Genomic DNA, 13,875 nt, shown 5'->3' on the forward strand with positions numbered 1-13,875 from the left:
TTCTTTGCCATAAAAATAGCCTCCTATAATAATTTGATTTTATCATAGAAAGCTATATAGTTTTAATATTTTACAGACTTTTTTTCACAGTCTCTTTTTCATATAGAATCTATCTCCTTTAATTTTATTTTAAACCAATCCATAAAATAATTCCTTTTATGGATTGGTTTATTATTATTCTTAATCTAAGCCAAAGATTATATCTGCACCTACTCCAAAGTGAACTCCTGATTTAAATTTCCCATCTTTATAATAATATCCTCCACCAAAAGAAAGAAAATCAATCTCTCCTCCTACGACTAGTTTATGATCAGTTATTGGTAACGGAATTTTTACCGCTCCGTTTGCTTTTGCTGTGCTTATTTTTCCATAAACACCCATAGATTTTTCGTTTTCGCTATATACAATTCCTACATTTCCTTGTGCAGATTGTCCAGTTAATCCCCATTGTCCATATTTATAATCTCCGTTTACATTTACAAGTCCAGCTTCTCCTCCAACTAATTGCAATGCAACTTCTTTTTTATTAATACTTGCTCTAGGTCCATTACCAGACGTGTAAAATGATTCCGCTTTCACTTTTGGATGTCTAGCGTTCCACACTTCATCATTAGTATAAGCATTTCCATATTGATCAACAAAAAATGCTTTTGAATTAATCTGATTTAATGCCCATTTACGTTCTCCTTCACTACCATGATTTGCCTGCCAATACAAATAGTTATATTGATCATTACTCCATTTTGTAGTTTTAGCTGAATGACCACTAGGATCAGTATATAAGATTGGATTGTTTTTGCAATATGTATACAAATTCAAACTTAATGGATCTTCGCTCTTTCCATTAAAACTGTCTTCTGTAATAAATCGTCCTATACTTGGATCATAATACCTAGCTCTTAGATAGACACTTCCAGTTTATGTATCAAAATACTCCCCGCAGTACTTGTCATAAAGAAGTGGGGATATATACTTGCGATTTCGGTGTAGGTCAGGCTACAGATTGCTCGACCGCACCGACAAATTGGTAATAAATCGTCACATCAATAATTTTCTCGCCGTTCTCAATTCGGGCCTCGCCCACGGTGATTTTTTCAATCAGCTCGCTAAGCACAATGAGGTCGAGTCGAGTGCCTGCAAATCGGCGTAGTGCTAATCTGAAAAAGCGCCGGACGAAGAAAAACAGTCTGTGCTGAGTTTTCTCAGCCGTTCAAAGTTCGCCCGGTTTTTCAGGAAACGCAAGTAGAGAGGCGGGGACGGTGGACGCAAAACGGAAGTTTGATATGCCAACACGTTTTTCTTATCGATCCAATCCTATTCGCCAATTTTTATGCACCTGTAAAGTGAGGAAGCAGCCGTGTTAATTAAGCATAAATGGCACGGCTATCTGCCCTGGTCAAGTGTCGAAATTAATGGCTTTGTCTCCCTTGACTGGGACAGAGGACTGTGATATCTGGTAGTCAAGCAGGATTAAGGGCTGCATCGAAGGTATAGGTCTTGGTAATGGCATCGGTTACTTCGCTTTCTGCTTCCCTAGTTAATCTTCCTAAACCGTCATATTGATAGTTTGTTAATCTTCCTGTTTGGTCTGTCTTGGTCGATTAATTAGCAAAATATACTGCTTCCATTTCTATAAATAAGGCCGTAATCGTCAAAGTGACACCTACGACCTTACTTACCTTTTTATGCCTTAGAATATGTCATTACTACCCTAAGCGCCTCAGCTTAAATTTTATGGTTGTACTAAGTATTCTCTTATTCTAGTTTGAAAATCATATTTTAAATCATTAGTTATTATTTTGCCATTTTCTTCTACGCTTATATTTATTACAATTCTTATTCTACTTTTTTTATTTAGCTTCATATCGTAGCTATTTATTGCATCAATGAGTATCATATCACCGCTCTGTATCTCATTATTATCAAAAGCTACTTCTTGATTAATCTCTTTCTCGACTTTATTAAAGTATACATCTTGCATTTCATCTATAATCACATAATTAATAACGATTTTATTATTATTTTTTTCTTTATATGATGCTAATTTTAATGAATAAGTGTAATATTTCTCATCATTACTTTTGGGTGTATTCTTTACCATATAAGGAATAAATAAAGTTTTATTTATTTCATACTTATTTAAAATAGGTTCAGAAAAATCAAATCCTTCTTCCACATTTAATGTATCAGTATCTTTATTAATTAAATCAATAATCTGTGTAACTCCGCGGGATGTTACAACTGTAAGTATACCTATAGCAAGTATTATTATTACTAAAAGTATCATAAAAAGTTTAAATAATTTCATTGTATGACCTCCAAGATTTTACTGGATTCTATCATTTTTATTATTTGTAAGATAGTATGGTAGCATATCTGTTACAAAATGCCCTGCTCCTTTTCCTGCAAACTTTGCCCAGCCTTTAATATCTGTGGCTTTCGAAGGTTTCGGTGCAGGGGTTACATAATTATAGGTTGCTTTATATTTAGAATCAGTTATAGGTTTTAAAGTGTCTCCATCAAATACAGCCTCTCTACCATTAGGATTGATAAACTTTAATTCTGGTTTACCTTTCCCATTGTCATGATATACAGACATATCTTGACTTAATAATATCCATCCTGAATTTCTTTTAGTTACTTCTTCATATGTCGGAGGGACGCCATTCAACTTATCCCTATTTTCAAAATGAAACTTTGTTGCTTTTATATATATACCATCTATAAAATTAGGGTGCTTATATTCCCAGACTTGTTTATTAGTATAAACATGTCCATCATTATCAACATATACATTATTTTCATCAATTTGTTTTTGAGCCCATTTATTTCCCTTAGAAGCTAAGTCTTTATAGTAATTATATTGATTCTGGCTCCATTTTGCATCAGCAATACTATGACCACTAGGATCAGTATATAAGATTGGATTGTTTTTGCAATATGTATACAAATTCAAACTTAATGGATCTTCACTATTTCCCGTATAACTGTCTTCTGTAATAAATCTCCCTATAACAGGATCATAATATCTAGCTCTTAGATAAACAGTTCCTGTTTCTGCATCAAAATACTCTCCGCTATACCTAAATGGGTTTGTATCATTAGTATATATATTCTTTTCGTTTCCAAATGCATCATAGACATATTCTTTTGTTACATTTCCTGTGCTGTCAGTTAATTGTACCACATTTCCATGTCCATTGAACAGATACCATCCGTTATTATCGCTATTTATTAATCCTATTCCTCTTATATAACGGTTAATTACTTCATCATTTTCATTCAATTCTAAGGTTATATCCTGTCCTTCCCATACTTGGGTTGTTTTTTCGCCATTCACTGTCTTTGACAGTCTAAGTCCATCTGGTCTGTAAGTGTAAGAACTTCTGCCTTTACTATTTTGAACACCAGTCATTCGGTCAAAGCCATCGTAGCTGTACAGTTCTGCTCCTGTCATATCAAGAGAAATAGTAAGAGTTTCAGCGCCACTGATGGCACTTAAGGTTCCTGTGTTCTTTGCTATGGTATTTCCGTTATTGTCATAATAATAGTCCATAACTTCAGTTTTGTCACTTAATTGTTTTGTTTCTGTAGTCAGTCTATTATTCAAATCATACTGATAGCCTGTGGTATAATTCTCTGCTCCAGTCACTGTTATTGTAGCTCTATTTCCTGCTGCATCGAAGGTATAGGTCTTGGTAATGGCATCTGCTGTTCCGCTTTCTGATTCTTTAGTCAGCCTTCCAAGGCCATCATAAATATAACTGGTCTGTAGTCCATTATTATCAACTTTTGCTGCCTGATTTCCGTTTAAATAATATGTATAATCATAGCTTGAGATTGTTTCAGTTCCTTTTTTATTTTCAAGAGAAGTAACAAGGTTTGCCAAATTATATGCATAATCTACACTGTTACCGTTTCCATAAATAAAGCGTCTTCTATTTCCATTTGCATCATAAATATACGTTGCTACTAAATTCCCGGCTTCATAAACTTCACTTAATCTGTCTTTTTTATCATATACATAAGACATTGTTTTCACTACTGCATCATTAACCTTTACAACCGAAGTCTTTACATTGCCGTTTGCATCATAAGTGTAATTCTTTTCTATTCCATTAGAATCTACCTCTGTGATGACTTTACCCTGTTCATCATAGGTATAACTTGTTTTCAGGTTTTCATTTTGGACATATGCTATAGCTCCTGTTAAAGTGTATGCTTTTATTTCTTGCTGCTTAGTTCCCTCCTTGGTAATGCTTTGACTAAGATTTCTAGATAGTCCATCATAAGTATAGGCTGTAGTCAGACCATTCTTGTCGGTTTTGGAAATCATGTTGCCGTTGATATCATAGCTGTAGGTCTCTTTCTGCCCAAGTGGATCGGTTAATGTTTTTAAATATCCAAAGCGGTCATATTCATAGGTTGTCCTTTGAGTACCGTTACCTGTTACCATGGTGGTCATATTTCCTGCAGTATCGTATTCATAATTTACTTCATTTGCAACGTTACTACCATCATAACTTTTTACCTGTACCAGCTTGTTTTGATTGTTATATGTATATTCAATCTTTGTAAAGGCTGCATCTGCTCCTGGAAGGCTGTTTTCTATTTGTTTTTGAATTAGATTCCCATTTTTATCATAATAGTATTTTGTTACTGATGCTGCTCCTGCAGTAAATGGTGTTTCTTCTTTTATGAGTCTTCCAAGTGTATCATAGGTGTAAAGGGTACGATAGCTTCCTCCTGATGCATTGCTTTTAGCATCTGTTTGTGATATCTTTCTTCCTGCTGCATCATAACCTGTGGTGATAAAATTTCCTAGGACATCATATTTTTTTATGACTTTTCCATCATGGGCATATTTATATTTCGTAGTAAAGTCCTCTGGATAACTTTCCTCATTAGCACGAGCAGAATTTTCTTTTATCACTTCTCCAAGGTAGTTATATACAAAAGTACTGAAAACTTCTTTTCCGTTATTACTTCTTCCTTGTTTTATTAATCTGCCATACTTATCCATATATTCAGTAGTGACAATGGTCTTACTGTTTGCATCTCCTAAGATAGTCTTAATCACTTTATCATCATAATAGCTATTGTTTTCCTGTGATAAAATCTGATTAGAGGCATTTACAGAGCTTTTTTTAAGAATACGATCAAGATAGTCGTAGCTATAAGTAGTTGCTCCTCCTCCTTCTGAAAGATTATTCTGGTATTTTATGAGCCTATACACCCTGTCATACTCGTTTGCTTTGAGTAAAGTAGCATTTCCTCCATCTATGCTGTAGACAGCAGTCAGGTTTCCTGCAGGATCATACTTATAACGAGTTGCGTATCCTCTTTCATCAGTTATAGTAGTTTCATTAGACACTGTATTATAATTATAAGTCTTTGTGCTATTATTTGGATACATAATTTTTATTACTCTTCCAAGGTCATCATAGGTATAGGTAGTCACATTTCCTTTGCCATCTGTTTCCGTTAGAATTCTTCCATAGATGTCATAGGTTGCTTGTCTTAAGATTCCCCCTAAATTGATTCCATCTGCATTTTTTACATTTTGCACTGCAATATTTGAGAGGTAGGTACCATTCATATAGGTATGGTCTGTTTCAGTATATATCCCTGCTTGGAGGTCTGTATATTGTTTATTTTTTATTACGTTACCGTAAGTATCATAGCTAAGTTCGCTCTTTGCTTTTAAATTACCATTTTCATAAGTCAAAAACTGAGCAATACTTTTTTGATCTGCAGTCGGTACATACTTTTCATTAATTGTACTAGCCACATCTCTCTTATAAGTCTTACCTGTTAAATAGTTATACTGATTATTATAAGTCATTGTTACCTTATACTCTGTATCAGAAGTGTTTCCTTCTGAAAGTGCCGGCCAATAGCTGATGACGTTCCCTTTATTGTCATAGTCATAGCAATCAATAGTCGTCAATGTTTGAACATTTGATGTATTATATCGGTTTGTTGTTACTTTGGATTTGGAAGGGTGAACAAACAAATTAAATGTATGATAATCAATAGTGTTTTTCTGGGTTAAACCGGAACCTACATAGATATCTTCTTCAACACAATTTCCTCTTCTATAATCAAAAGTGTATTTTGTTGTAATATTTCTATTAAGATCTGTTTCTTTTACCCACCAATTCATCCAATCATCAAATGGGTTACTTTCTGAAAGTTCATTGTGGTATCCATCAGCATTGTATAGGAAATTCGTTAATACACCATTTTTCTTATATCGATATGAATAATCATACTCTTTTTCATTATACAATGTTGTTCCCTGTTGATCATACCTCCTTTTTAGTGCAATATCCTCCATACTTCCATAGTCATACCAATTATTTCTTCTTTGATAATATTCATAGTTTACCATTAAACCTGTAGGATATATAATCTTTGTAAGCCCGGCATAATAGTTTGGATAATATGTATCTTCATCATCAAAAGGCTCCACACTTAGAAACTTATTACTACTAGTCAAGTGAAAGCGAGCAGCAAAATCTGAAGCACACTTTATATCAGAATAAGTATAAGATGTTGCTTCTCCTTCTTGGTTAATTGCTTTCATTAAGTTATATTCATTATGCTGTCCTGCAAAAGATTCATATTTATCAAAAGCATTTAAGGTTCTTGCAGTATTATGATTTAGTATATATGTGATTGTTTTTCCGTCAGGTAACCTTAAAACCTTATTATATCCAGAGGCAGTCACTTCATTTTTTAGAGTTATAATTCTTCCAAGAGTATCAGTTATCTGCATCTCCAACATATTGTTAACAGTTGTATAGGTAAAAGAAATGGTATTCCCAAATCGATCTACAATTGCAATTAATCTGCCTGCAGAGTTAAAATATTCTTTTTTACCATCAGCATATGTAACTGTATAAGATGAACTCTGTCCTGCTATTGTATTTGACTCTGTTGCAAAAATTACATCTTTATAAAGATAATACCCTAGATTATTTACCCAGTTTGAAGATACTCCAAATTCTCTACCATCAGATAGATGTAATTTTATAAAGTCATAGTAGAATAAATCCGTATCTATATAAGAAAAATTAAATTTCCATCCTGCACCAAGCTGCCATAATTCTTCATTCCTTGTAATAGGATTTGATATCTGTTTAGCAAACATATTACTAGTAAGACTGGTGCTCATCGTATTTTTATATAAATGAGCAGAATAATAATCTCCTTTATCTTCTATTTGCTTCATATTATAAAGGCCTTTAAAGGCTCTTGACTCCATATAATCTTCACCTATGGCGTCATAGGAAGTAGCATCAATTTGTTCCCCCATTGTGTCATCTGCATTTTTTTCAAAATATTTTTCTCTTTCATATACATTCATATAAGAATATATTGGTTTCCCTCTAGAGCTTGTCCCATATGCCAGTTTGCCACTTATATCATAATAATTAGCCTGCTCAGTACTATATTGTCTTTGAATTACCAAATCTAATCCCCCAGCACCTGGTAATATAACATCTGTTACAATATACTTCAATGTTCCTGAGCCTAAGTCAATCTGTTCATTTGCAGTATTATTATGATTAAATGGTGCTTCTAGTGTTTTCTCTTTATCATATTTAACATCTGAAAAAGGATCTTCATCTGTTGAAGATAGTCTTATAAGATTTTTTTGAGTTGAATTTAAGTGGCTTAATTGTTCTTGTTTTTTTGTAGATATTAACGCATCTCTTGTATCTTCTTGGATTGATTTTTCTATTTTTTCATCTGTCAATCCATATCCCAACATATTTGAATAAATAAGAATAGCTTTTTCTAAATTTTCACCTTTTTCTTCTGAATAATTAAAAAAGTTTTCGCTAATTCCAAAGAACTTACATAGTTTTAATTTGTTATCCTCTGTCAATTGGCTGTAAATTGAGCTTGACAGTGTGAGGATTTTTAGTATACCTATAGACTCAACAAGGAGTTCATCTTTTGTTCCTTGGTAATCTATCATAGTATAATATAATTTACGAGCCAATTCTGTTGAAAGAGATGAGGTATCTAACTTATTAAATATCTTTTCTGCTACAAAATCCGGTAAACTATTATTTTCTGAACTTATATTACTCTGTTTTTCTATATTCGTATTTATTTTATCTTCTTCTGCTGTACCTGTTTTGATTGTTCCTTTTGAGTTTTTATTATCTGGTTGTTCTTTTGTTCTTGTATCTTTTTTATTTTGTCCCATTTCTGTTTAATCCTCCTTCTGAAGTTATCTTATTTGTATTTGTTTCATCTTTTTATGCTGTATCTGTTTTTATTGTTCGGGTTTATTAATGTTTATAAATATTATGTATCTATATTAGAAAAAGTTTTGAATAAAGTTAAAAATAATAATCTGTTTTCAATAAATCTTTAGGGCATATGGCATTAAAAAGAATATAGCCTGTATAGAAATTATTACTATTATCTGAATAGAAATTAGAAAATATAGATAAAATTGAATTTGTTTCTACAAAGAAATTTTCTGCTATTTTATAAGGATAAATATATGTATATAATGTATCTTCTGGTTATATATTAATATTATTAACAAGAAAGTCAGATTCGTTATTGATTAATGCTTTAAGTAATAACTCATCTCCAATAAGCTTTGATGTAATAATATTTTTATAATCAGTAATTGTTTTACCAGCCATTAAATACACCTCCTATATTTCATAGTTCTAAATAAAGAATATTTTCTCAAGTATATTCTTGTTGAATACGTAGTTTATATAATATAATAATTTGCAGTAAAATTTTGTGGATAAATATTCTAACTAGTCTAATTATAATAATCACCTCCTTTATGTATAAATTTTTTAATATAATCTAAATGTAATACTCCCTAATTAATATTTATATAATTTAAATTTATATATTATATTAATGTTTCATTGGGAGATAATCTATGAACTTAGAACTATGATCCTTTCATATTAGAAAAATTGTTAATATGATTACAAACATTTAATTTTCAATATTTCCATAAATTTTTGAAGTTTGGATAATATCAAATATAAAATAAATGTAAAGTAAAAGATTTATTTTAAGATACATTTAGAGCGATTTTCCCTTTTAAATTAAAAACCAGCAACTTTAATGTGCTGGTAATACATATTTATATCTTTCATATTAGATAGTTTGCTAATATATTAGTAAATATTTAAAATTCAATAACTATATATTTTTTTAAAACTTGGAAGTTATTTATTTCTATTTCTTTTTTTACTATTCCTCCATAATTCTTTTTCTCTTTCTTTCCAGCAACTATTGCAATATTGTTTTCTATTACTTGTTATTTTGAATCTATTTCCACATTTAATGCAATAACCAATTTTCTCGCCCTTCCACTTTAAATATTCATATACAAAATTTCTAAAGTCACTTAATATTATTACATTTTTGCTATTTTCATTTATGAAATTTACACAAATATTTGTATTATCAACTTTTTTTGCCGGACTAATTAAATTTGTTTGAAACAATTTATGTAAGGCCAATCTTTGATCTACAATTTTTAAAGTTAATTTTGCGTCACTAAATATATCTTTATCTTTACTGTTAGTCCAATTATTATTTTCGTTATTTATTTGATTAAATATTTTAGCATAAACTAATAATACAAATAATATCTTTTCTTGTTTAAGATTATTTAAATTACTAATAGTTACTAATTCAATTTGAGTAATTTTTATGTTATTAATTACTAATAATTTATAACTATCATTTGCATATTTATTTATTAATTTATTAATAATATTATCCCATGTAATATTATTAAAAGATATATAATTTTTAGACATGAAGCTTTCAATTTCTATTTTTATATTTTTTTTATTGTAGCCTAAACTATAGTAATATTTGATTAATGCTTTAATAGTTATAGTGGGTTTTTTATGTATTATATTATATTTTAAAGCATTATTTACTATATCGTTTTCATTAATTATTATATTCATAAATTTCCTCATAACTTGTAATATATTTCTTTTTCATTATAAAACGCATTCCGCAAAATAATATATCTCCATTTTTATCTAAAGAAGGATAATTATAAGTATTATTATTTTTATTTAATAAATTTTCTATTATAATATTGCCAACAATATCCCACGCAAATTGTTTTGAATTATTGTTTTGATAACAAATATCAAGAATTATATCGCATAATTCAAATTTATTATTACAGATTTCAAAAGATTTTTGCTTAAATGTATTTTTAAATAAACTCCTTTTAATTCTTTTCTCACTTTTATCAAGTCTATCTTTTTTAGCTAATTTAGAAAATTGTTGCAGATTATATTTGTATTCTTCATATAGTTCATAAATTTTATTATATTTACTTTTTGAATATTTCACGTGTGATTTTAATAAATTATAATCAAAGTTATTTATTTTGATTTTAGATTTTATACAGTCATCAAAGTAATATTCAATTTTCCAACATATTTTATTCATAATAGAATTGTTTATAAATACAGGCATTAGCGTATAGTAGTAATCAAGAAAAGTTATTTCTTCATCCGATTTATTATCTTTTTCTATAAGATTATTTATGCTTAAACCAAATCTGCCTAAGGAATTTCTATTGGTTTGTTTAATGTAATTTTTATAGTTCTTCATTAGATCTGGATATATATAAATAAAAAAGTAAGGCTTTTTATCAGCAAGAATATTTAAATTAAATTCCTTTTCTTTTATTGTGTTTAATGTATCCTTTTCTAAAATTTTATTTGGTTTAAAATCATACCATTCTTTTGGCATGTCTTTACATATGATTCCTTTGGTTTTATCTATTGAGTTTTGTTGATAATTTTGTCCGCAGGATATTCTATAAATTAATTCTTTATATTCTTTAGTATCTTTATTAAACTTTGATAAAACATCAAACATAGAGGTGATTTTATTTGTAATAGTCCCAATTTCATTACCAAAATTATTTTTATTTGATTTAATTAGATCTTCCTCCTTAACAATAATTTTTTCTGCTGATTTCTGCATACATACAATTGCAGGCATTTGAGTAATACCTTTCAATATTATAGGATTATTTGTTGTTAATATTGTATCTCCATCTTTATCTAACCCATTTAAAGCGTATGCAGTTGCGTCCCAAGAATTAAAAATTGTTACAGTATTCATATATCTATACCAATATTCTGTATCAGTATTTTTTTTAAAATCAAGTATCCTGATATTATTGTGACATGTCATTGGAGCTCTAAAACAAGCTACTTTATTAACATTAAGTTTGTTCCAATAATTTGAATAAAATTCGCCTGATTTTAATAAACCTGTTACTTTTAAGTTAAATATACTTTGGCATAAACTGTAGGGATCTCCGGATACAGTTGAAAAGTTTCCATTAATTTTTAAAACACCTATTTTGGCATCGTTTATACGTTTTTTTATCATTTTATGTATGCTATTTTTAACAAATGGATCTTCAATAATTTTTTTATCAATCATTAATGCTTTTATAAAATTATAATCTCCAATATCAACATTATTTTCATTAATATGATGTCCCCTTAGAAATAATATGCTTTTTCTGTAATCACCATATAAAACATCTTTAATTTCATCAACTGTTGGTTTAATTAATTGCTCAATATCATTATCATTTAAATTTAGGGATTGAATAAACTGATAGTTTAAATTTCTTTCGTTTTCTAATTTTTCGGGCATTACTTTTGTTATACTGAAATTATATTTGTTTTTTTCACAATTACTTATGTAATGACTTAAATTTTCGTAGGAATCCCATAGTTTTAACATTGATGTTGTAAGAATTATATCTATTTCATTTATATTATATTTGTTTCCCCAGACATCAACTGCAATAATTTTTTTTGCAATTTTTCTGGCAAATTCTTTAAAATCAAAAGTAAATAGCATACCTTTACAAAAACTGTTTCTAATGCAATATCCAGAAGGTTCATATTTAAGACCCAAATATGAACTCCATTTTTTGCTAAAATCAGGAGATATTAAGCCATATCCATCACTATCATTTAATTTAAGCTTTGCATTTTTTTCTAATTGCATAATAGGATATGTACCTTTGCCATCATCTATTTTAATAATATCTTCTGTAAAATCAGTGATACAATCATTAACTACTAATATATTTTTTGTATTTATCATTGGTATACTAGCACTACAAATTAAAGCTTGATAAGCTTCTAATTTTCCAGGTATTAATTTTTTATTTAAGTTTCTACCGTTATCTATTCTTTCTTTAAGTTTATTATATATCTCTACTAATACATAGATTATAGTTTTACTTTTAACACCTCCGGTAGATGCTAGTAGTCTTTGGAATTTTAATCCGTTTATAAAAAAACCTTTATTTGCTCTATCAAAGTCACTATTTTTATCAATTATTATATTTACTATATCAGGAATGAATAAAATTTCATCTAGTTGCGAATATAACTTTTTTATATTATTAATATTATTCATATTTGTATCCAATATTTTAATCTGCTTAATTTTATTTTTTATATTTTCAACTTTTTCTTCAGAAAAATTATAATTTTTAATATTATAAATAAATCTAATTAATTCATTATCTGAAATTGTTATTAATTCATCATTTTTTCTTGCTTCACTAAGTGTAATTTTTAAGTCCCAATTAGCATTTCTTAATCTAGATGAGTGTATTTTATAAACAAATTTTAAACTTGTACTTTGTTTTATCAATTTACTAGCAACCCCTTTATTATTTTTTATCTTGGATATTCTAAATATTTATTATATTGCTTTATTTTATATTGTTTTTAGATTCTTCCAATAATAGTGATTAAAATAATATTTTCATATTGTTTTAAACTTCAATAATGATATCAAAATATTATAAACAATGTACCATAATAAAAAATATATGTCAATTTATATAAATATTTTTTATTTCTATTTATTAAAATTGCGAAATAATAATGATTTAATAATTTTTTATTATTATTTTTCTAATTATTTGATTTAAAACACATGATTTTTATAAATTAAAAGACTATTTAAGGCTACTTAACTTATCAATTAAAATATTAGTAACTAATATTTTGAAAAAGATATAATAGTGACTTAAATAAAACTAATAATAACAAACAAAATATAATGATATTGATAATAATCGTTATTATTTTATATAATAAAAATAAAAAATAATAGTAATAAATTTGACATGTAAAATTTTTCGTGTTAATATAAATTAAAATAAAAAATAAATTTTAATTTATATTTTATATCTATATCTTTTAATAAAATTTTAAAATTTATTATTTTATTCGTCAATATATTAAGCTTTGACATAATTTTGTATTTTTCGACATAATTTTCATTTTTTTAATTATAATAATAAAGGAGATAAATATGTATAAAAAAAATAGTACTAATAATATTGATTTTTCAATTAATAATCTTACTAATGAAAGTGATTTTAAAAAATTGCAATTAAAAATAGAAACAGAAGAAGAATTACATAAATTACGTGATTATATAAATATAATGAAAGGTTTTTATGCTCCTAATTTAATTTTAAAGACTTTTATTAAATATAAGGATAATATTAATAAAATTATAATGTTAGAATACAAATTAAGAGATTTAAATATAACTTCTTTAATAGATAGATTACATATAAGTACATTAAATGAACTGTTGAAAACTATAAATTCTGAGCAAGATTTAAAGCTATTTTATGAAATTTGGAATGAAAATAAAAACAAATATCATATGATTTATATAATACATTTATTTAAAGAAAGAAAGGCAACATAGAGCCTTTAAAATATAGAATAAAAATAAAAAATAAATACAAAAAAATAATAAAATAACACCTTTTAAGATTAA

Annotated in this window: 7 protein-coding genes and 1 pseudogene; 1 reads left to right on the plus strand and 7 read right to left on the minus strand. The window is 27.9% G+C overall.

Annotated elements, in window-relative coordinates; genetic code table 11:
- Positions 1 to 180: 180 nt before the first annotated feature.
- From K292_RS0105720 to K292_RS16135, 7 genes and pseudogenes are all read right to left on the minus strand, one after another.
- Positions 181 to 906, minus strand: a pseudogene (locus K292_RS0105720) (RHS repeat-associated core domain-containing protein); the annotation flags it as partial.
- A gap of 85 nt (positions 907 to 991) precedes the next feature.
- Positions 992 to 1,186 carry a DUF4368 domain-containing protein gene (locus K292_RS19520; RefSeq protein WP_084145908.1) on the minus strand — a complete coding sequence of 65 codons (195 nt, stop codon included), beginning with the start codon at positions 1,184 to 1,186 and terminating at the stop codon, positions 992 to 994.
- A gap of 546 nt (positions 1,187 to 1,732) precedes the next feature.
- The gene (locus tag K292_RS0105725; RefSeq protein WP_027399035.1) at positions 1,733 to 2,308 is read right to left on the minus strand and encodes a hypothetical protein; all 576 of its coding nucleotides are present in this window, start codon (positions 2,306 to 2,308) and stop codon (positions 1,733 to 1,735) included.
- A gap of 18 nt (positions 2,309 to 2,326) precedes the next feature.
- Complete coding sequence (locus K292_RS0105730; protein WP_027399036.1) at positions 2,327 to 8,224, minus strand: RHS repeat-associated core domain-containing protein; 5,898 nt, start codon at positions 8,222 to 8,224, stop codon at positions 2,327 to 2,329.
- 325 nt (positions 8,225 to 8,549) lie between these two features.
- Positions 8,550 to 8,675: a hypothetical protein gene (locus tag K292_RS19250; protein WP_281168534.1), complete on the minus strand. Its 126-nt coding sequence runs from the start codon at positions 8,673 to 8,675 to the stop codon at positions 8,550 to 8,552.
- A 549-nt stretch (positions 8,676 to 9,224) separates the two neighbouring features.
- Positions 9,225 to 9,980 carry a hypothetical protein gene (locus K292_RS0105740; protein WP_027399037.1) on the minus strand — a complete coding sequence of 252 codons (756 nt, stop codon included), beginning with the start codon at positions 9,978 to 9,980 and terminating at the stop codon, positions 9,225 to 9,227.
- Positions 9,964 to 12,726, minus strand: a complete 2,763-nt coding sequence (locus tag K292_RS16135; protein WP_051280411.1) for a hypothetical protein — start codon at positions 12,724 to 12,726, stop codon at positions 9,964 to 9,966. Before K292_RS16135 ends, K292_RS0105740 begins: the two co-directional genes overlap by 17 nt.
- Before the next feature lie 669 nt (positions 12,727 to 13,395).
- On the opposite strand from K292_RS16135, the gene K292_RS0105755 reads away from it, so the two are divergent.
- Complete coding sequence (locus tag K292_RS0105755; RefSeq protein ID WP_027399038.1) at positions 13,396 to 13,803, plus strand: hypothetical protein; 408 nt, start codon at positions 13,396 to 13,398, stop codon at positions 13,801 to 13,803.
- Positions 13,804 to 13,875: the final 72 nt, after the last annotated feature.

Source organism: Anaerovorax odorimutans DSM 5092, assembly GCF_000426305.1.
Lineage (GTDB): Bacteria > Bacillota > Clostridia > Peptostreptococcales > Anaerovoracaceae > Anaerovorax > Anaerovorax odorimutans.

Bases quoted from the DNA above. Each gene is read 5' to 3' on its own strand.
- K292_RS0105725 (WP_027399035.1), bottom strand. From the start codon at position 2,308: ATGAAATTATTTAAACTTTTTATGATACTTTTAGTAATAATAATACTT.
- K292_RS0105730 (WP_027399036.1), bottom strand. From the start codon at position 8,224: ATGGGACAAAATAAAAAAGATACAAGAACAAAAGAACAACCAGATAAT.
- K292_RS19250 (WP_281168534.1), bottom strand. From the start codon at position 8,675: ATGGCTGGTAAAACAATTACTGATTATAAAAATATTATTACATCAAAG.
- K292_RS0105740 (WP_027399037.1), bottom strand. From the start codon at position 9,980: ATGAATATAATAATTAATGAAAACGATATAGTAAATAATGCTTTAAAA.
- K292_RS0105755 (WP_027399038.1), top strand. From the start codon at position 13,396: ATGTATAAAAAAAATAGTACTAATAATATTGATTTTTCAATTAATAAT.